Genomic DNA, 20,051 nt, shown 5'->3' with positions numbered 1-20,051 from the left:
CGTGCCACTCCCCCTGCGGTGTGTTACAACCCGCCGAACAGGTTCGGCCACCACGCCCCTAGGTTCCCGCGTGGCTTGCCGAGACGCTGCTATCAACTTCGGGCCACCGATGAATGAGCTTCGCGGGTGAAGGGCCGGCTCGTGATGCGACTCTGTGGGCTGGTCCTGACGAAGTTCTGTTGCCGCCGTATAGGCGCGTTATGGGGACTCAGGACTGGAGGGATGACCGAATCGGTATCACCGAAGTGGGAGGTGCCGAAGATCGAAGCACCGCGCAGGATCAAGGGTGGGGCGGAAATATCCCTCCTACGTGGCGTAGGAATCCGTTCTTCCTGGCCGCTTGGTCGCTGGCATCGGCCATGCTGATCCTTGGAATGTCGTGGCTCCTATTTTCCGCTCGAGGGGTCGACATCTTCCAGGCGCGCTACGGAGGCTCCACTCCGGATCAGGCGGAGATGGTCGGGACGACCCCTCCGCCAACAGTGATGAACACCTTGACCAATCTGACGGACGTGGCGCCGCTTTTACTGGTTGTCGGTTGTTTGCTGTCTGGACTCCTTCTCATCGTTCACGGCATGAATTACCGAACCAAGGTGTCGGGTACGAGCGCAAAGTAGCCGCGCAGCTCTGTAGTCTTCAGCAACCGCGCAGGGCCATCGACATGAGTGACCAGCCGGGGAATCTGATGGGCGCCATCGAGCGTGGCTAGTTGGATCGACGCGCACCGGGTCGAGATCCCCCTTTTCTGTGTCTGCGGGTTAGCCAGGGGATGAGAACAGGTCCGGTGGTGCCGCCACTACCGGTAGCGCCGTGGCTGTTGGGGCGTGTTTGGCGATCGTGCATCCCTTGAAGGGGCCGTTGTTGTAGAACAGAGCGCGCATCGTCGGGTCGGCGTGAATCCGCCACCAGTCGGACATGCCCGTGCCCGGATCGAGCCTCAGGGTTTCCCAGGCCCTCCACAGAGCGTTGAGGCGGCTCACCGCCTCGATGTGTGCCCACCAGCTGGCACACCAGGTGAACTCCTTCTGATGACCCATCGGATCCACGGGACGCGGATAGTGATGCACGAGGTACTCCCTGACGAACACCTCGAGGTTCGGGAAGTACGTCGACGGCTCAGCACTCGCAGCAGCCGGCTCGTGTGGCTCGTGTGGCTCGTCTGGCCCGTCTGGGTCATTGGTGTCGGGTTCATCTGCAGATGGTGCCTGGATGAGCTGGTCGAACTCATTGCCGGCGTCAAAGGGTGACTGCACGTCCATCGGTTAGTCCTTCACCATGCTCGACCAGCGGTTCCCACCGCCGGTCGTGGCCACCGGCTGTGCCACTGACTCCGTCTCCGGTTCGGGTACGAGGACTGGTGCCAGCGTCGGTGCTGGTGGGTTCGAGCGCGCGGCTTCGAAGGCTGCGATCTTGGCTGCGTACGGGCGGTCACTGATCGGGACTGTGCGGAGCAGCACCGCGCGGGAGCCGGAGCCGAGCATGATCGCCCGACCCTTGGGCATCGCCGCGAGGTCCGCGACGGACAGTATGTCGTCGGTGGAGTCCTGACGGCTCGTGGATCGGGAGTCCTTCTGCCTCGAGGTCGACACCGAGGTGTACCGGTACTGGCCCACGAGTTCGGAAAGCATCTTCAGGAAGCCCTCCTCCTTCACGTTGCCGCCGTAGGTGAAGACGTTGGCGGTGGAGAACAGCTTCTTCATGCCGGATTCGTCCCACACGTCGACGCCCTGCGACCAGGATTGTAGGAATGTGGAAACCACGATTCCTCGAGAGCCGTAGTGGCTGTACAGGTTCGGGAGGTTCCCCCACCGGCACACGTTCGCGGCCTCATCGAGGACGCATAGCATGGGAACAGCGAGCCTGCCGCCGGGCTGGGTGGCGGCGTACTCCTCGGCCGCGGTGGCCGTGGCCACCGTCAACGACGTCACCAACGGTCCGGCGGTGCCGGCCCCTTCCTTGGAGAGCGCGTAGAGGGTGTGCTTGCCCTTGATGAACTCCTCGGGGATGAACTGCGGCCGCGGATCATCCGGGCCGGTCGGGTTCACCCACGGCGCGATCTTCTCGTTCTTCAGGCACGTGGCCATCTGCCGGGCGGTGCCGTAGACGCCCTCGCGCTGCTTATCCGGAAGCGCCATGGTGGCGCCCATCGAATCGGCTTCCTTCAACCAGCCGGCTTCGAGCAACAGGGTCGACGCTTCCGTTTCCTCGGCGTGCGAGAGCCACGAATGAACCTGGCTGATGGGGCGCCCGCTGACAGCTGCAGCGAGGAGGTAGCCGGCCAGGAGGTCCTTGCCAGCGTTGTCGAAGTAAGCGTCAGACTTGGCCCCAACGGACCGGGAGCCGAGGGCGAAGTTCTCCGCCATCTCCATCGCACGCTCGGCGTCGATGACGTAGCTGAGCGGGTTCCACCACCAGGTCGGCTTCTCATTCGCGATGCCCTGCGGGTCGAAGATCCACACGTCACCGTTCTCCGCGCGAATATCGCGGGTGAGGTCGGTGAGGTCGCGCTTGTTGGACGTCGCGATCACCGCTCCGGGTGCCTCGATGATCGACGGCGCGGCCTGCGTCGTCGTCTTACCGGTACGGGTACCCCAGATGTGCAGGAGGGTGTCCTCCCACGACGCGTAGAGCGTGTTCCCACCACGCACCATCCGACCAATCATCACACCAGGGGTGGCCTCCGAGGCTTCCATGCCGAACCGTGCTGCCTTGGCCTTGACCTGCTTCTCCGTGTACGAAGCGACGTCCTTCAGGGACGCCATCTTCACGGCGGCGCGGTCGTGCTTGACGATCTTCCGGCCCTTGCGGATGCTCATCACGATGTACAGCACGAACAGTGCCAGCAACAGGACGCCGGCGATCATCGCCAGTCTGATCTCGGTGGACCGCCACGGCATGATGCCGGTGAAGTTCCCCAGGGACCGTGGCCAGAACCCCATCGGGATTCCGTCGGGTCGGGGTTCGAGTTGGTGCCCGAGGGTGTTCAGCCCATAGAGGGCACCCGGGACACCGACGAGAGCGATGATGAGCACCACCAGCAGCGCGGCCTCGCCGCCGAGGCCGGCCTTGTGCTTGCGGTCCAGTGAGCTCACAGCTCGCCTCGTTCCTCTGCAGCGGCGCGGCTCTTGGCCTGGTGCCACTTCTTCTCGGTGTCGTGGACCCGGGACCGGCGCTCGGTCGGGGTGAACTCCATCGAGAACGGGATGCCCGCACGGGAGCCGACCTTGATGAAGAACTTCCCCTGTCCCGGAGGGGGCTGGGTGGTCCGGTCGTCGTTGAACCACTCGCGGTTGTCGTCGTCCTCGAGCCATGCGGCGAGCTCGTCGTCGGTGAACGACTGGTCGGTGCGCTGGAACACGTCGTCGTTCGTGTACTGCATGCGGTCGGTGTCGGCGCGGTTCCAGGCCGGCGGGTCCTGCCATGCGGCGAGCTGTTCCTGCTCGCGGATGCTCAACGGCACGGACTGGGTGAGCAGCGGCATCTCGGATCGGGCGAGACCGCCGAGGATCTTGATCCCGCAGCGGTCCATGATGCCCTGGGCCTTGTGCCGGTCCGCTTCGTCCTTCACGGCTTTGAGGTCAGAAGGGGTGTGGGAGGCCATGATCTGGCCGACGCCCCACTCACGGTTCAGGCGGGTGAGCGCGTTGACCTGGTCAACGATGCCCGGGCCGGCCGCGAGGGTGTTCCACAGCTCGTCGAGGATCACGAGGAACCGCTGGCGTTCGATCACGCCGTCGTCAGCGAGCATGTTCGACGTGGTGACGGTCCCGAATCCGGCGGACCAGCAGGCCATGAGGGTTGCCGCGCGCAGGTCGTTCTCGGCCTGTGAGATGCGTGAGAGGTCGAACGCCATCGGCGTCGTCGCGTCGATCTTGTGGGTGGACTGTTTGGAGAACATGTCTCCGAACGCTCCCGCCCCGCACAGGGAGTTGAGCGAGGATTCCAGGCCCTCGGTGATCGTGTCGTACCGCTCGTCGCTGCCACGGTCCAGGGCGACCTCACGGACCTGAGCGGGGCGTGCTTTGAGTACGTCCCGGAGGTCCGCCATCAACGGGACGGTGCCGGCGGTGTTGTGTGTCGCTTCGAGGACCATCAGGCACCGGTCGAGGATTGCCTCCTCACGCTCGTCCAGTGGCTTCTTCCGCAGGATCGCGATGAGCGCGGCAATCAGGCCGCGGCGTCGTGCGTGCAGCTCGGTGAGCAGCTCTTCCCGCTTGGCGGGTGAGAGTCTGGTTGCCGCCTCGAGGGCGCCGGCGTCGTCGAGGGGGTTGATGTGTCCGATGCCGCGGCCCAGCGGTAGGCCTTTGCCGCCGAGCTCCTCGATCATGCCGATGTGCTCGCCCTTGATGTCCCCGAGGATCATCGGGTTCACGCCGAACGCGCACAGCCCGATCGCCATGCGCCGCAGCAGCGATGACTTCCCCAGGCCGGGGTTCGCCATGACGAACGCGGAGGGATTGGAGATTAGTCGGACGTTCTGGAACCAGGAGATCGGGTCACAGCACACCGGTTCGTTCGAGAGCAGGTTCCGCCCGAGCGGCACGCCTTCCAGTGGGGCGCCGCCACCCATCGGGAACGGGTACAGCCCGCACACCTGGTAGTTGGTGCCGCGCATCTCCTTCACGGGGTGCAGCAGCTGCGCCTCGCCCATGCCCCGGCCCTTGAATCCGCGGGGCCCAGGGCGCAACGCGGGCTTCACCGCAGTGCTGCCCGTCCGTGCCTTCTTCGCAGCCTTGCCAGCCTTCGCGGCCTTCGCAGGCTTGATCCGGGTCTTCGTCTTCGCAGGTGCGCCGACAGAGCGCAGCCGCGCGAGCAGCCAGCTCAGTGGCCGGCCATCAGGGGCCGACAGGTCGGCAGTGGAGTTGAAGTACGCCATCAGAGTGCGTCCCTTACAGTCTTGGGCAGTGCCAGGTGGTCGGGGATGACGATGCCCAGCGGCAGGCCCGCGGCGAACGTCGAGTCCTGCGCCCCGTAGGCCTCCTCGAGGCGGATACGCGCAGATGCACCGAGGTTCTCGATCGCGGCCTCCGCTTCGGGCAGGTCCTCCTTGGAACGAACGGTCGCGGTGACGATCATTGCGAAGTTCAACAGCCCAGCTCCGTCGGCTTCCTCCTCGGCCGTTGCTTTCGCCGCCCGCGTTTCGCGGGTGTCGCGCGACGTCGCGCGGTTCCGGGAGGACGCGTTGAACGTGGCCGTGTTGACGTCGTTCTCGACCATCTGCGCGGCGCGCGCCGGGTCGATCGGGCGGTAGAGCATCGTCACGCGTTTGCGGACGACCTCAGGGGTGGGTGCGACGAGAGCCTGCAGGACGTTGGCCTGAATCGTGGACCGGGGTGGGACGGACATCGCCCAGGACTTCGACCAGGCGTTGTTGTGGTGGTAGCTGTCCCAGAACGCGTCAGCGGCCTGCGGCCCGACCTCGTTCCAGCTCAGCATTGGTGCCTTACCTTCGGCATGGGCGCGATCAAACAGGATCGCCTCAGCCGGGTCGTAGGCCACACGGATGACCTCGCACAGCTCCTGCGCGGACAGCGGCGTTGAGACGCCGGCGCCGGTGTCCCCGAGGCTCAGGGTGAGATTGGGCAGACGTGAGGCGAGGTCGTTGGCGACCTCATCAGCCTTCCGGAGCTTCCCACCCGGGCGGAGCGTGGCTTTGAACGTCACCGCGATGTAAGCGCGCGTGGTTGTGGCCCCGGTGGGAAGTGCCCGCACCGTCTCGTTCATGATGTCCCGCGCGAACTGCGGTGCCATCGGGTCCATCCGGTTCTCGACCTTGCGGGCGAGCCGGAACCCGGAGTCCGGTGCGGTCTCGATCGTCGCTGACGCGGCGATCAGCCCGGGCTCGTCGGTGAGCATCCCCAGCCAGTGCGACCATCGGTCGACCCACCGGTTGATCTGCTCCTGGTCGACCATGCCGCCGCCGTCGGGTTCGGAACCGAGGACGACGGTGTAGTGGTTCTTCACGGGGATGTGGAGCAGAGCGAACGGCCGGCCGTAGCCGTCCGTGTGCTCGCTGATCGTGGAGCGTGCGGAGATACCGGGCAGCTGTGTCGTGCCCGTGGGGATACGACTGACCGGTCCCGCCCGGTAGACGTTGGCACCTGAGTAGCGGGCGTTCATCCACCCGAACCGGCGCAAGATCCGCTCGATGATCGTGCGGCCGTGCTTGTTCTTCTGCATCGACAGGAGAATGACCAAGCCGATCACCAGTTCGAACAGCAATGCGGCAACCCAGAGGCCAAGCATCATCAGGATCACGCCGACAACGACGCCGACGATGAGCAGCACAGTGCCGGCCAAAGACAGTCCGGCCAGTCCCTTGCTGGTCGGCAACCGGTAGTTGCCGTAGATGCGCGGTCGGACGTCGGGGGTCTTAGCTTCGGTTTGCGCCATCAGTGCGGTCCTCGTTCCCAGTGTTGTTCGAGACTTCGTTCTTCAACTGCTGTGTCTTCTTCTGGATCTGCGTCGCACCCTGCCGCAGGGCGGCACCCGCTGCGGCGGCACCAGTTGATCGAGCACCCGAAGGGCCTCGGGACGATCCGGACGACTGAGGCGGAATGACGCCCTGGCCCGATGGCTTCGCGCCCTCTTCTTCAGCCGGCGGGGGCGGAGCCTTCGGAGGAACAGTTGCACCAGAACCTGAGGAGCCCGAGCCGGTCGAACCAGTACCCTGGCCGCCGTCGGAGCCCGACTGAACACCCTGCTGGACGGCGCCTGAGACCGCTTCGCCGCCCTTCTTCACCGCTTCCCCGGCGAGCATTGCCGCCGCGACGGGAGGAGCAGCCGACGCAGCCCCAGCCCCAGCGCCTGCAGTAGTTCCTGCAGTTGATCCCGCGGTCGATGATGTGGCCGCAGTTGAACCCGCGGTCTTCGAGCCGCCCCCAGTAGCGTCGGCGCCGGTCGGAGCAGCACTTTCGCCGCCCTCGGATTTCCCAGCTGGTTTCTCGGTCTTCGCCGGAGGCCCCTGCGGAGGGGCGTTCGACCCGAAGCCCTGCCCGCCACGAGGCGTGCGCGACGCCCCTTGCGGGATCACAGCGCCGAGTGCGGCAACCCCCATCGCTGCACCACCACCGCCACCTGAGGACGCCATGGCGCCGAGTGCGGGGCTAAGGAAGCCAATGAGCACCGGTAGGGCCACGACGGACGCGAGGATGAGCATGAGGCCTGCCGAGAACTGCAGGAGGGCCTGTCCGGAGAACAGGCCCGACGTGGTCATCTGGATGCCGGTTGCGTAAATCAGCGCCGCTGCGGGCTTGTAGAAGGCGAAAGCGATCGTCCACGCGATGATCTTGCTGAACCAGGTCTTCCCGGTCTCGGTATTCATGAACGCCGCCGACAACGGGAGGACGCCGGCGATGAGGAACAGCATCGCTGTGCGCAGGACCATGAGCATGATCTGCACGATGTTGATGAGGATCGCAACGAGACCACCGACGATCACGAGCATCACTTCGCCGCCGAGGAAGACCTGATCACCGAGCGCGCCCGTGTCAGTGAACCCGAGGAGTTGCTGGACGTCGGACTCGAAATCGTCACCGATGCCCTCGTCGATGATCTGCTCGGCAAGGGCATCCGTCGCCCCAAGAACCACGTTCAGGAGGGCGACGCCAGACGCGGTCACGATTGCCAGCGTGAGCAGGCCCTTCAGGAGGTCCTGCAGAGGTTCCGCTCGTTGGGTCCACACCATCCGGGTGCCGGCAACGATCATGCTCAGCACCGCAAGAGCCAGAGTCAGGTAGAACGTCTGATCCTGGATGAACCCGATAGCAGGAGCAGCCGAAGCCGACCGCCGGGGAACGATGTAACCGACCAGCGCCGTGGCACCGCCGATCAGAGTTGCACCGCCGAACACGATCGTGGCGGTGTTCACCAGACCTGCGCCGTCACCGCGGCGTGCGTTGTTGGCTAACGTGATGCCGAGCAGGATGATCGCGATCGCGCTCACGCCAAGACCGATCCACGTCGCGTACCCGAGGATCGTTCCGACCTGTTCGTTGAAGCCCCCTGCCGGCGGAGGTTCATTCGAAGCTGCGTAATCCTGGCCCGTGATACCCGTGCCGATACCCGTGAGACCCGTTGCGGTTGCCCCTGAGGTCAGGTCGCCGGCATCAATGGTCGTCCACAAGGTGCCGAGCTGCGCGATCGTCGTAATCAGCGCCGTCGTCACCGCATCCGCGATCGACTCCATCGCGTTACCCGCGGCGCCCTCAAGAGCCCCAGAGAAAGCGTCGCCGCTTTGGCAGATGTAGTCATACTTGCCGCATTCAGCTTCGACTTCAGCCACTAGGGACCCCAGAGTACGTAGCCGGACAAGTCAGACACGCGGCCTTCAACGGGTCCGCTCGATCCGTCGTCGTTGTAGCGGATGTACCAGTCACCCTCGTGCCACGTCATGACCGCGGAGCTTGTGATGTAGAGAAGCTCGCTACCGGTGTCGACTGATCCAACGATTTCAACCGTTGCCTGATCGTCGCTGTAAGAGAGCAGACGAAAAGCCGCAATCTCAATGGGCGGCGACGTAGACGCGCCTTCCTCGAGGCGGTTGCGAACTAGCTGCAGATCGACTTCCTTACCAGGTCCATCGAGGGAAAGCGCCTCGGTGGTATTTAACAGCAGTTCGCCGTCGCCACTTGAGGCGATTCGCCCAGCCAGCGAAAGCAGTGCACCTTCGGGTGTGTGCGAGTAGCAGGACCGGACGCCAGTCTGTTCGTCGACGACGCCCGGGCCGTGTTCTGCGGACTTCGGTGCGGCAATCCCTCCGAGGAACTCCCACTCCACATCAGCAGGCGGCGCTGTCAGTGTGGTGCCGCCGGTGGCGTCCAACCCGCACACGGATTCCTCCGACGCCGTCGACGTCGGAGGTGCGCTTGAGGGGGCCGCGGATGGTGCGGGCGGCTGTGCTGGGGCAGCGTCGGACGGGTCGTTGTTGCCGACGACCACGAAAAGGATGATTCCGGCGATGACCAGCAGGATGACGGCGACGGCAGACACCACGAATCGGGGTGCCGCCCACCACACGCCCTCGGTTTCTTCTTCTGTTCCCGCCATGACTACTCCTGTGGGTAGGGCTGGATGATGAGGCAGTGGTTAGGCTGCGCCAGTACCGGACGAGATGAAGGTCAGCAGCGAGGCGCCGCCGGAGATGATGGCGACCGCGAGGACGATCTTGATGATCCCGGAGATTTCCTGGGTGGTTTCGCCGGAGCGGGCATCGAATGCCATCTTGCCTCCGACAACCAGGAGGCCGAGGACGCAGATGCCGAGGGCGATCCACTTGCCGACGCCGACCATGCGGTTCCAGGCGTCACCGATTCCTGGAGGTGCCAAGGGAGCACTGTCGGGCAGGGTGCCGGCGTTGATCAGGACGTCCTGAGCGAGGATGAGTAGCTGCATGGGGTTAATTCCTTCCAGAATTGATGGTGTCGATGACCTCACTGAGACTGGTGAGGACTTTCCTTGGCTCGCGGGTCAGCGACTCGGGGTCAACTGTTCCGTCGAGCCGAAGCTCTTCGATCCATGGCAGCACCCACGTCTGTGGGACGCCGCCGGCGGTGATGCGGGTCTGGTTGTGCAGGACCTTCGGCGTTCTGCCGGGTGCGTCTGCGATCACGACCAGACCGCGCAGGGTGATGGTGGGGTGGGAGCCGGCGGCCCAGTCGCGGGCGGCGAGCTGAGCGGCTTTGAGCCCTCGGTGGTTCTGTCGGGCGACGAGGAAGACGTCCGCCGGCGGGACGCCGGGGTCGGCATCTGAGCGGGAGGGCCAGCGGTGATGGCAGGGGACGCCGCCGAGAAGGTCCGCCATTGTGTTCTCACCTGCGCCACCGTGTACGCCGAGCCAGAAGACCTCTGGGTTGTCGGTGAGGAAGCGGGCCATGCCCTCGCCTGCAGCGAGTCCGAGCAAGCCCTGCTGGGGACCTGCGACGCCTCGAAGAACCTCCACGGCGTCACGGATCTCGGTTTCGGTCACGAGTGGCGCCTCAACTGGCTCCTGCGTGACGAAACCGCTCCAACGATTGTCCATACTGCTTGCCCCCCACGGCCTCACTTAGACTCAACTACTAGTTATCATACGTCACTACTCGAAGGATTAGAGTCCATTGTCGCCCATTGTGATTCATAGACAACTTCCGCGTACCTCCGTGTACAGTTTCACCCATGGGGTCCGGGGTGGTCATTGTGTCTAAAGCGCTGGACCGCATGTTCGCTTCGTTGCCGGAAAAGCTCAGTATCGACCAGCTCACTGACCTTCTCGGGCTGTCCAGCCGCACCGTGACGTACAAGTGGCTGCGGGAGGGGAACGTGCCCGCGATGAAGATCGGTGGCTCATGGCTGATCCTTCGCGATGACGTGCGTGAACACCTCGAGGCGAGCTACAACGTCCCGCGGCCCTCAACCACGGGTGAGACCACGAGTGAGACCACGGCAGGTGAAAGCGCCGCCGTGGAGAACGCCGTGGAGAACACTGACGAACATTGACCATGAAATCCACCAGAACCACGTAGGGGGACACGATGACGGCGGAAGCGCTTGACAGGCCGGTTTGCACGGCCACAATTCGGGACGACGAGACGGTCGTCGTCACGATCGACGGCGTGGAGCGCGATTTCACGTCCATGCCCGACGCGATCGGCTACCTGGCGGAGACCGCCGGCGAACTTCGCCGCCCCGTGAGGGTGACGGCGTTGGACCCATCGTCGACCACGCGCCCCGAGACATCGCTAATCGTCGGCACGGACGGCTCCGTCGACGAAGACACCACCACGCCGAGCAAGAAACGCGCCCCACGGCGCACCGCGCCGGAACAAGAACGGCGTGCACCACGAGGAACACCGGCCAGATCAACCGTCGAGGACGTGCCTCCCCCCGCTGCATTCGCTGCACCCGCTACACCGACAACTTCTGCGGCAACCGGGCCGACGTTCCTGCCTACCTTCGAGCCTCCTACTCCCTCCGCGCCAGCTGCCGAAGACACCCAAGCCACGGAAGCCGACGTCGTCGTCGCGCCGCGCCACTCGCCGGCCCCTGTGCGGGAGGTTCCCGCACAGCCACGCCAGATCATGTCCCCCTCAGCGCCTCAGCCCTCAGCTCGGCAGGAAACCACCCCTGCGACGGCCGTTCAGGTAGAGCCGGGAGACCCGCGGGTGCAGCTGCGCCCCCAGGAGCGAGCCGAGAAGGCTGCGGCCCCGGCACACGACGGGTTCCGGGGCTGGCTGAACACCCTGTTCAAAGCCAAGATCGCCGCGTCGCCCGTCGAGCTTGCTACTCGGGCCCGTCGTACACGCATCCAGCGTCCGCTGGAGAACCACCGGACGATGGCCGTCGTCCAGCTCAAGGGCGGCGCGACCAAAACCACCGTCGCCTACCACCTGGCCGCAACATACGGCCGGATCCGTGGCGGAAACATCCTCGCCGGGGAGTTCAACGAGAACCAGGGCACCCTTGGGGAACGCGCCCTCGCCGGCGCCCACGACCGGACCACCCTGGACTTGATTAGGAACCTCGGCACCGTCACCCGGCGCACCAGCGACCTCGTGCGCTACATCCGGCCCCAGGGCGATGACCGTATCCACGTCCTCGCCTCACCACCGGAAGGCGCCGACCGGCGCCGCGTCGACGGTACGAGCGTGAAAGCCGCGCACGACGTGCTGCTCTCGCTCTACAACCTGATCATCCTCGACACCGGAAACTCGGCACAGGCATCGACGTGGCAGGCTGCCGTCGACGTCGCGGACTCACTCGTGTTCGTCGCGCAGAACAAGGAAGACGACCTTCGTCTCCTCGAGGCGACCATCGAGGGCGTCAAAGCCCAAGGCCACGCCGCGAAGTTCGGCCAGTCCATCCTCGTCATCACGAACACCGCGCAGCCCAACACCGAGCGCCTCGCTCGCCTGAAGGAGTACGGCACCGGCATCGGCCTCGCGGCCGTCGTCGTCGTTCCGTTCGACCGATCCCTGCAGGAAGGCCAGGACTTCGACTACGAAGCCCTGAACCCCTCCACCCGGCAGGCGTACGAGGAAGCCACCGCGGCCCTCACCGACCAGCTCTAGTACCCGAACAACGCACCACCTTGGTCTCACAGTCGGTCTCATGGTCGGTCTCACGGTCGGCACCAGCGCACGGGTTAGGGAGTCATGGCAGGGGGGAAAGCCATCGCCGGCGGGCTCGCCGCGCTCACCGTTGTCCCGGTGGGCGCGGTCCTCGCGCTCACGCTGCTCGTCGCGGGCGTTGCAGAAGACGAGGAAGCACAGCGCCTCGAGCAAGCATCCTGCGTCGTCTCCGAGGACACAGCGGGAACCTCAGGCGCAGCACCAGGCGCGGTGCAGGCCGTCCCCAACGGTTGGGGCCCGCTCGTCGAGGCTGCCGCGAAGGAGGCCGGTCTGCCGGCCAGTGTCGTCGCAGCGCAGCTAAACCAGGAGTCTGGCTGGAACGAGAACGCCACCAGCCCCGTCGGCGCCCAAGGCGTCGCCCAGTTCATGCCGGCCACGTGGGCGGCCTACGGTAACGGCGGCGACCCGTTCTCAGCGACCGACGCGATCCCCGCCTACGGCCGGTACATGGCGGCCCTGAAGCAGCAAGTGCAGGCGATCGCCGGCGGTGACGCGAACCTGCTCGTGCAGCTCACCCTCGCCGCGTACAACGCCGGCCCCGGAGCGGTCCAGCAGTACAACGGCATTCCGCCCTTCCAGGAGACGCAGAAGTACGTCAGCACCATCCTCGACACCGCTCAGAGCGGGTTCTCGATGGACTGCACGGCGCCCACCGGCGGCAAGCCGTGGGACGGCGACCTCGGAGACGGCGAGTGGACCACTCCCCTACCCGGCGGGAAGTTCACCTCCGGCTACGGCCAGCGCAACATCCCGGGCCTGCCCGCGTGGGCGCAGAACCACGTCGGCGTCGACATCGCCACCCCAGGCGCTGGCACCGGCAACGGTGGAAGCGTCATCGCGCCCACCGACATCCGCGTCACCAGCATCCTCGAGGACGACAACTGCGTGATCGCCCGGGAAAACGGCGACGACCCTGACTTCGTGTTCGGGTTCTGCCACCTGAACTCCTACACGGTGAAGGTGGGCGATGAGCTCAAGCGCGGCGACGTCATCGGCATCGAGGGCAACAAAGCCGCCCTCGGCGCTGTGATGACGCACCTGCACCTGGAGATCTACAGCCCGGAAGCACCGGACGAGAGCTACCCCTACAACACCTTCAACATCGACCCCGAACCTATCCTCAAAGAGAAAGGCGCGTGGCCACAATGACCGCCCAACTGACCGACAGCTCCCCCGGAGCACGCCGACGCCGCTACAGCAGGACCGCGGCCGCACTCAGCCTGGCCGTGCCCCTCGCCCTCGCCGCGACCGCCTGCAGCCCCGACGAGAACCGGGCCGGCAGCGTGTCAGAACCAGAGCCGACCACCGTGTACGAGGGCTCCTACACGCCGATGACTGAGAGTGACTTGATCGGCAACGGCACCTTCGCAACCCCCTACGACGCGGACCGGAGCGACGTCGAGTCCACGGCCGAGGTCGCAGCGCTCATCATGCACTCGTGGGACACCACGACCGACACCACGCAGACCGCGGCCGCGATCCGCGCGATCCCGCTGATGAGCAACGAATGGGCGACCACCCAAGTCGAACCCGAACGCAACGGCGCCCAAGGCGAATGGCTCGAACCCGCCGAACACCAGGCCTACAGTGCGCCCTCGATCGTCCCCGCACCCGGGGACGTCTCCGAAGACGTCGCAGCCGACAAAGCCGTCCGGGCCTACGACGTCAGCTGGCGGTGGATCAGCCGCGACGGAACGGAGCTGCCCGCCACCGGGCGTCAGATCGTCACGATCTACCTCGAGCAGCACGACGGCAAGTGGGACGTCGTCTTCCACCAGTTCCAGGACATGGGCCTGTGACGAAAACGAACACGCCGCGCGACACGCCGCGGACGTCCCACTTAAGGAAATCTGATTCACGTTGTATCTGTCGTACAGGTTCAACTGGAAGAGGAATCATGGCACAGCGCAGCAAGGGTGAACGCCACGTCATCACCGCCCGATTGCCCATGAGCGACGCTAAGAAGCTCGCTGCAGTCGTCGCGGCCACGGACGAGAACCGGAGCGACATCGTCGCCCGTCTCGTCCACGCCTACCTTGAAACCATTGACCTCGACAAAATCACCGGCCAGGAGGTTCTGCACCTCAGCAAGGCCTCATAAAAAAGAAGGCCCGCCGTAGCGGGCCTCCTCATATTCAAGTTTCCAAGCTCCACACCGTGTCATCCGCCAAGAGTCCCGGTGAAGAGCTCAACCAAGTGCGTCCTTTTCAGGCCGTACCTCTGCCGAAAGTGTACACCGAGTGCTCGAAGCACCTCCAGCTCCTAATGCAACGCCGCGCCGTAGCGATCCCGCGCACCCCGCACACGCTGCGTGGGCTCTCGCTCCCCTGATCGCGGGTCAGCCGGTCTACCGACGCGGCCGACGCGTCGACGGCGCCGTCCGATACCAGCGATCTGACTCGCATCCGATCACCAAGACACTGCCTACAGCGCCGGCCGCGGTCATGGTGCACGGCGTCGACGGATCCGTGCAGACCCTGTGCCTAGACCTCGATACGTCCCGAGCGGCCCGACGCGCCGTGGTCGACGCCGACGCTACGCGGCTCGGCCAGATCCTCGGAGACGCCGGCGTCGCCTATGTCGAGGACCGCTCCCCCAGCGGTGGACGCCACCTGTACGTGCCGCTGCGCGAACCACTCACCGCGGCCGAGGCGCACCAGCTCGTGCAGGCCCTGCAGCTGCACGCCGCGAGCCTGGACCCAGGACCCCACCGGAACGTTACAGACGGCTGTATCCGCGTTCCAGGGTCCCCGCACAAGCTCGGTGGCCACCAGATGCTCATCACTCCCCTCACCGAGGCATACGGCATCCTCCGCCGCCGTAACCCCGCTACCGTCGTTGCCGCCCTTCGGAAGGCACTGGCGCCCGAGCTGTACCGCCTCGAGCAGGAGCGACGCCGCCAACAACGCGCGGCCGCGGACGCGGTCGCCGCCCTGAGCTCCCCCACCGGATGCTCGACCGCGCCGCCGGCCGCGACCTTTGGTGGACCGGCTTCATCGGCCGGCGGCCGGTCTGTGCTGCGCTCCGTGGCCGTCACGGGCCGGTACGACACCAACACCTACCCCAGCGACTCAGAGGCCCGCATGGCGGTCCTCAATCACCTCGCCGCTTGCAGATGGACCGTCGACCAGGTCCGCACCGCCATGACCGACCAGTTCGCCGGCCTCGCAGCGCTCTACGGCACCACCGAGAGAGCTGCGCGGCTCCTGCCCGTGGAGTGGGCTAAGGCCCACACCCGGATCACCCAGCTGGACGCGAACCGCCCCGCTCAGCGTGCAGGGAAAAGGCATGCACCTACTTGCGACACGAGCCAGACTCTACTCACACCCCCCGCCACATCCGAGGTGCCCTGGCAGTCTCAGCTCACGACCGCTAGCGTTCATCAACTCGTCAACGATCTCGAGGTTGTCACCTACTCAATCCTCGATCGAGAGTTTGAACAGCTCGGTGCTACAAGTACCCCGGTGAAAGTTCTCATGCGCGCACTGCTCGGCTTCGCCCGGACCATGGAAACCAACGTCATCGCCGTCGGCTGCCGCGCGCTGGCGCTGGCAACCGGGATGAGCCACGACACCGTCGCCAGGCACCTGAAGACGCTCGAACGGGTCTCACGAGGAGCCGTTACCCGCATCGACCGCGGACGTGGCCGCAACGCCGATGTCTACAACCTGCAGCTGCCGGCCGACTTCGAGCAGGCAGCGCGCGCGCTGACCTGGCTGAGGGGCAAGATCTACGGCATCCGGCCCGTGTTCCGGGCCCTCGGGCCCATCGCGGCCCTCGCCTACGAGGGCATCGAACGCGCACGCCACTCCCCCACCACCATGGACCTGTCCCGGACCACCCGGATCAGTCGGAACACCCTCAGCGAGCACCTCGCGGTCCTCGAGCAGCTCGGCATGATCCGCCGGCACCACGGCGCCTGGCAGATCGTCCACACCACCAACCTCCGCCAGCTCGCGGACCGGCTCGGTGCCTCCGACGACTTCGCCGTCCAGCTCGCCCAGTACCGGGAAGAGCGCCGTGCATGGCACGCGCGGCTCAGCCGCCACGAAACTCAGATCGGTGAGCACGAGGTCTACGACCACGATCGGGAACACCACTGGCTCCGCCCGACCGACAACGAGCAAGAGCACCAACGCGCCCTCTGGGACGTCGGCAGAGCCGCCTAAGCGACTGCGCACAGGTTGAGCCCATGGTCATTCCCGGGTCGCTGTGCTGCACTTGAACCGATCGATGCGCAGCGACGAGCCGAGGAGACATGGACGAGACACAGCCGCAAGTCAGCACCCAGACTCTGCAGCGCAGCGTCGACCTGCTCCTGACAGAGCTGCTGCAGGAAATGGACAAGGTCGAGCAGCTGAAAGAAGCGGTCACCACTCGGGACGGCATCGGCCAGGCCAAAGGCATTCTCATGGAACGACTGAAAGTCGACGCCGACGAGGCATTCGAGATCCTCCGCAAGATGAGTAACACCACCAACCTGAAGGTCCACGACGTCGCGGAATACCTCATCCGCACAGGCACGCTCGACCCCGGCCCCTAACGGGGCGCGGAACGGCTACACGAAAGCCTTACAGGGCCGAGACGCCTCCTGCACACCTGGGCACGGCCCAAGCCCTTCCCGCTGCGCTGCTTGGCCCGCACACACGTGCACAGCAGGAACCATGCCGACCGCCTGCACACACCCACCACGTCACTGAAGCGTCGATGTCTCACCTCGAGCGAGCGGTGGCCATGTACAGCCTAGAAAGCATGTGGGTGGGAAAAATGACCTTTCGAGCCCGTGACGGGATCGGGCCTACTGAATGCGTGGCTTGGTCGGTTGAGCAGCGCCGATGCAATCCATGCAGGTGGTAAGACGCACTCTGCAGGGCGACGTCCTGCCACCTGGCCTTCCCCAACACGCGGGTATAACCGCTGGCAGAAGGAGAAGCAGCCGGCGCTCAACGCGGATGGGGTGAAACGCGGAACACCGACTGCCAAATTCAAGGCTACAAGCCGGTACTGACACCAGCCTGGCCAGGGCTAACCCGGGACGTCTTCTTCGCGAGAATCTCACGGCGCCGGCACTGATCAGGCCGGACCCACGCCTCGCGGGCTCGCGAGAACTCAACCCACTGCGCGTACACCGCGAACGGCGTCCACGCCATCGCGAAACCCTTTGCGGTCTGCCGCGCGCCGTCCGGGTAACGGAGCTCAACCCAGATCGGCAGTGCCTTCGCCGGCTCCGTCACGGCGACGTCGGCGCCGGGCTCCTCGAGCTCCAGCGGAGGCACGTACCGATCAGCACTCGGCGGGATCCCATGCCACCCAGGACGCGGCGCCGGCGTGACCCCGAACGATTGAACGTCGGCGCCGGCGGTCACTTGTCCGCCCGGACCGCAATCATCTTGTACCCACTAGGTAGACGCTCAAACAACGCAGCGCGCCGGGCCGTAGTCGTCGCCAGCTGCCGACAAGTCTTCGATCGTCTCGACGTCCGCGCCACGGCGAATCTTCCCAGCCACGTTCATCCATGGAACCTAACTACCCAGCCTGATAAGGAGACACGCCGACACCTCCCTTGAAGACTCATTTACTCATGTGCCCATGGCATCATTTGAGTAAATGAGTAATCTGCAGGAAGGCAGCACGTGAAAGTCATCGCCGTACTGAACCAGAAGGGCGGAGCTGGTAAAACAACTCTCGCCACTCACCTAGCCAGAGGTTTACAACTCTCCGGGCACTCAACGCTGCTGGTCGATTCCGATCCCCAGGGCAGCGCTCGGGACTGGGCTGCGGTGCGGGAGAATCACCCCCTGACGGTGATCGGCATCGACCGGCCCACCATCGATAAGGACATCAAAGCTCTGGCCAAAGTTGACTACGTCATCATCGACGGCGCTCCGCAAGCGGCAGATCTTGCAGTATCTGCTGTCAAGGCGGCCGATGTTGTTCTGATTCCAGTTCAGCCCTCCCCTTATGACATCTGGGCTACTTCGGATCTCGTAGATCTGGTGAAGCGTCGCATCGAGATCACCGACGGGAGACTCCGGGCTGCGTTCGTCGTCTCCCGCGCGATCGCTGGCACCAACATTGGCAAGGACATCGCGAAGGTCCTCGAGGGATACGACCTGCCCGTGCTCACGAGCCGGATTCATCAGCGAGTCGACTACCCGGGGACCGCAGTCACCGGCAGTACCGTGCTCGAGATGTATCCGAAGTCAGAAGCGGCCAAGGAGTTACAGGAGCTCATCGCAGAAGTAGAACAGTTCACCCATGCGGACAGGAGTAATTGAGTAAATGAGTAGTCTCGGGAACCTCGGCCCTGGCCGGCCCAGTGCCAGCAAGAGTAAGCAGCAACTGATGGAGTCCCTGGAGGACGTAGAGCCCACCCGTCGGGTGAACTTCGAGCTCGCCATCACCAAGCACCAAAAACTACGCATCCAGGCCGCGAAGCGTGGCATGTCCATCAAGGACTTCCTCACCGCCTACATCGACTCCCTACCCGATGAGTAATCGAGTAAATGAGTAATTCATCTTTTGAGTAATTGAGTAAATGATGATTAGTTTGAAGACCGTGTACCTCGAGGTCGGGGATGGTAAGGCGGGCACTCAGTCTCGGGAACCTCGGCCCTGGCCGGCCCAGTGCCAGCAAGAGTAAGCAGCAACTGATGGAGTCCCTGGAGGACGTAGAGCCCACCCGTCGGGTGAACTTCGAGCTCGCCATCACCAAGCACCAAAAACTACGCATCCAGGCCGCGAAGCGTGGCATGTCCATCAAGGACTTCCTCACCGCCTACATCGACTCCCTACCCGATGAGTAATCGAGTAAATGAGTAACTCATCATGTGAGTGAATACTCATCAAGTGAGTAAATGAGTAACTGATCAAGTGGGTGGAGGAGTAAATGATGACTCTGATGGTCATGTACCTCGGGGTCGGGGATGGCACGACGGGCACTCATCGGCTGTGGTGGCATGAAACCTCGACCTACGTGAAGGCGGACTGGATGCGTGGTGGGGCCCGACGAAGTGACCGACGTTCGCCTGTTCACAACAGGGGAGGAGTCCTGAATCCGTTCCAGGAAAAAGCAGAGGCGGTAGACGCGATACTCGGGCTACTCAAGAACGAGCTCGGCGACATGCTGACCGGGTTTCAACAAAGGTTTTTTTGAAGCGCAACCGGTCTCCTTATATGGACGTAACGCCACCCGGTGGCCCCGGAATTCCGGCTTCGCGGACTCAGCGAAATGGTCGATCACGATGATTGACTCTGAAACATCAAGCAAATCGTCTCCGGAGCAAGCTTTAGAAGAGAGGCAGCAGCGTGTGAGTGGATGAGTAAATGAAGCTATGAGTAAATGAGTCCAGGTCCTCTATCGCTAGGGCCGGTCTCTGCACTCAAGAGTGCTGTTTGGGTCCGTCGTTCGCTTGGGAACGTACCCGCTCTCGGTGACGTAGTGCGTGCATACATGTAAGTTTTTTGGTTTCTGCTGTGCAGGTGTATGAGGGCCACGTAGCGAAGCGAGGGCGCTTGGGTCGTGTACAGAATGGTCGAGAGGCTGGACGGGCTACTTGTCAGAGCATGAACGAATCGTGTGATTGTGACGAAGGGATTAAGGATGCCGACGAACATGTTAAAAGTCATGGCGGTGCCGGGCTACACGAATCAAAGTGTGTGGGGGTACGACGAGTCATTGCGGTCCTACTTTGCAACCGTATGGGCGGACACGGCCTCCGGGGACGAGGAGCCTGACATCTGGATTACAGGTATGCCTCCCGTGCTTAGCGAGGAGGATCTGGCGGCCGCTGTCGGGCAGAGACTTAACCTCGAGCAGGGCGATGTCCTGTCCTACATGCATCTGTGGGACGCGGTCGAGGGAAGAGTTGCACGCGGGAACCTAGGGGCGTGGTGGCGCAAGCTGTTCGGCGGGTTGTAACACACCGCAGGGGGAGTGGCACG

The 20,051-nt window shown here is 64.4% G+C and carries 21 protein-coding genes; 12 read left to right on the top strand and 9 right to left on the bottom strand.

From position 1 onward, the window contains the following. Positions 1-758 precede the first annotated feature (758 nt). The 8 genes from AC4D16_RS16790 to AC4D16_RS16755 are packed head-to-tail and all read right to left on the bottom strand — an operon-like array spanning position 759 to position 9,967. Entirely contained in the window at positions 759-1,259 is a 501-nt protein-coding gene (locus AC4D16_RS16790; RefSeq protein WP_490955838.1) for a DUF4913 domain-containing protein, read from the bottom strand. A gap of 3 nt (positions 1,260-1,262) precedes the next feature. Continuing rightward, positions 1,263-3,092 carry a type IV secretory system conjugative DNA transfer family protein gene (locus tag AC4D16_RS16785; protein WP_490955837.1) on the bottom strand — a complete coding sequence of 610 codons (1,830 nt, stop codon included), beginning with the start codon at positions 3,090-3,092 and terminating at the stop codon, positions 1,263-1,265. Beyond that, a complete protein-coding gene (locus tag AC4D16_RS16780; protein WP_490955836.1) occupies positions 3,089-4,876 on the bottom strand; it encodes an ATP/GTP-binding protein in 1,788 nt (595 codons plus the stop codon). Before AC4D16_RS16780 ends, AC4D16_RS16785 begins: the two co-directional genes overlap by 4 nt. Next, entirely contained in the window at positions 4,876-6,393 is a 1,518-nt protein-coding gene (locus tag AC4D16_RS16775) for an SCO6880 family protein (protein WP_490955835.1), read from the bottom strand. The genes AC4D16_RS16780 and AC4D16_RS16775 overlap by 1 nt, the downstream gene beginning before the upstream one ends. After that, positions 6,374-8,284, bottom strand: coding sequence for a hypothetical protein (locus AC4D16_RS16770; RefSeq protein ID WP_490955834.1), 1,911 nt, complete (start codon positions 8,282-8,284; stop codon positions 6,374-6,376). The genes AC4D16_RS16775 and AC4D16_RS16770 overlap by 20 nt, the downstream gene beginning before the upstream one ends. Continuing rightward, positions 8,284-9,048, bottom strand: a complete 765-nt coding sequence (locus AC4D16_RS16765) for a DUF8175 domain-containg protein (RefSeq protein WP_490955833.1) — start codon at positions 9,046-9,048, stop codon at positions 8,284-8,286. The genes AC4D16_RS16770 and AC4D16_RS16765 overlap by 1 nt, the downstream gene beginning before the upstream one ends. Positions 9,049-9,087: 39 nt before the next feature. Then, the gene (locus tag AC4D16_RS16760) at positions 9,088-9,393 is read right to left on the bottom strand and encodes a hypothetical protein (RefSeq protein ID WP_490955832.1); all 306 of its coding nucleotides are present in this window, start codon (positions 9,391-9,393) and stop codon (positions 9,088-9,090) included. A 4-nt stretch (positions 9,394-9,397) separates the two neighbouring features. Beyond that, entirely contained in the window at positions 9,398-9,967 is a 570-nt protein-coding gene (locus tag AC4D16_RS16755) for a DUF6668 family protein (protein WP_490955831.1), read from the bottom strand. Positions 9,968-10,155: 188 nt separating this feature from the next. On the opposite strand from AC4D16_RS16755, the gene AC4D16_RS16750 reads away from it, so the two are divergent. The 7 genes from AC4D16_RS16750 to AC4D16_RS16720 all read left to right on the top strand — a co-directional run bounded on the left by AC4D16_RS16750 (position 10,156) and on the right by AC4D16_RS16720 (position 16,650). Continuing rightward, positions 10,156-10,476, top strand: a complete 321-nt coding sequence (locus AC4D16_RS16750) for a helix-turn-helix domain-containing protein (protein ID WP_490955830.1) — start codon at positions 10,156-10,158, stop codon at positions 10,474-10,476. A gap of 665 nt (positions 10,477-11,141) precedes the next feature. Continuing rightward, complete coding sequence (locus tag AC4D16_RS16745) at positions 11,142-12,047, top strand: MinD/ParA family ATP-binding protein (RefSeq protein WP_490955829.1); 906 nt, start codon at positions 11,142-11,144, stop codon at positions 12,045-12,047. A gap of 84 nt (positions 12,048-12,131) precedes the next feature. After that, positions 12,132-13,256: a transglycosylase SLT domain-containing protein gene (locus AC4D16_RS16740; RefSeq protein ID WP_490955828.1), complete on the top strand. Its 1,125-nt coding sequence runs from the start codon at positions 12,132-12,134 to the stop codon at positions 13,254-13,256. Then, positions 13,253-13,906 (top strand): hypothetical protein, encoded by a 654-nt coding sequence (locus AC4D16_RS16735; RefSeq protein WP_490955827.1) that lies wholly within the window; start codon positions 13,253-13,255, stop codon positions 13,904-13,906. The genes AC4D16_RS16740 and AC4D16_RS16735 overlap by 4 nt, the downstream gene beginning before the upstream one ends. A 98-nt stretch (positions 13,907-14,004) precedes the next feature. Further along, a complete protein-coding gene (locus AC4D16_RS16730; protein WP_490955826.1) occupies positions 14,005-14,208 on the top strand; it encodes a hypothetical protein in 204 nt (67 codons plus the stop codon). Positions 14,209-14,551: 343 nt separating this feature from the next. Further along, complete coding sequence (locus AC4D16_RS16725) at positions 14,552-16,276, top strand: hypothetical protein (protein ID WP_490955825.1); 1,725 nt, start codon at positions 14,552-14,554, stop codon at positions 16,274-16,276. Between the two features lie 89 nt (positions 16,277-16,365). Further along, positions 16,366-16,650 (top strand): ANTAR domain-containing protein, encoded by a 285-nt coding sequence (locus AC4D16_RS16720; RefSeq protein WP_490955824.1) that lies wholly within the window; start codon positions 16,366-16,368, stop codon positions 16,648-16,650. A 448-nt stretch (positions 16,651-17,098) separates the two neighbouring features. Here the strand turns inward: AC4D16_RS16720 and AC4D16_RS16715 are convergent, their stop codons facing one another. Further along, complete coding sequence (locus AC4D16_RS16715; RefSeq protein ID WP_490955823.1) at positions 17,099-17,383, bottom strand: hypothetical protein; 285 nt, start codon at positions 17,381-17,383, stop codon at positions 17,099-17,101. 357 nt (positions 17,384-17,740) lie between these two features. Between AC4D16_RS16715 and parA the strand changes: the two genes are divergently transcribed. The 5 genes from parA (at position 17,741) to AC4D16_RS16690 (ending at position 20,028) form a co-directional block, all read left to right on the top strand. Then, positions 17,741-18,385 (top strand): ParA family partition ATPase, encoded by a 645-nt coding sequence (gene parA / locus AC4D16_RS16710; RefSeq protein WP_490955822.1) that lies wholly within the window; start codon positions 17,741-17,743, stop codon positions 18,383-18,385. 4 nt (positions 18,386-18,389) lie between these two features. Continuing rightward, the gene (locus tag AC4D16_RS16705) at positions 18,390-18,605 is read left to right on the top strand and encodes a hypothetical protein (protein ID WP_490955821.1); all 216 of its coding nucleotides are present in this window, start codon (positions 18,390-18,392) and stop codon (positions 18,603-18,605) included. A 155-nt stretch (positions 18,606-18,760) separates the two neighbouring features. Then, on the top strand, positions 18,761-18,913 hold the full coding sequence (locus tag AC4D16_RS16700; RefSeq protein WP_490955820.1) for a hypothetical protein: 153 nt from the start codon (positions 18,761-18,763) through the stop codon (positions 18,911-18,913). 83 nt (positions 18,914-18,996) lie between these two features. Then, positions 18,997-19,263 (top strand): hypothetical protein, encoded by a 267-nt coding sequence (locus AC4D16_RS16695; RefSeq protein ID WP_490955819.1) that lies wholly within the window; start codon positions 18,997-18,999, stop codon positions 19,261-19,263. A 447-nt stretch (positions 19,264-19,710) separates the two neighbouring features. Next, positions 19,711-20,028 (top strand): hypothetical protein, encoded by a 318-nt coding sequence (locus tag AC4D16_RS16690; protein ID WP_490955818.1) that lies wholly within the window; start codon positions 19,711-19,713, stop codon positions 20,026-20,028. The last annotated feature ends 23 nt before the right edge of the window (positions 20,029-20,051 follow it).

The organism is Arthrobacter sp. TJ-236, assembly GCF_058269235.1.
The sequence above is the reverse complement of the archived record's forward strand: the minus strand, read 5'-3'. Positions and strand labels throughout refer to the sequence as shown.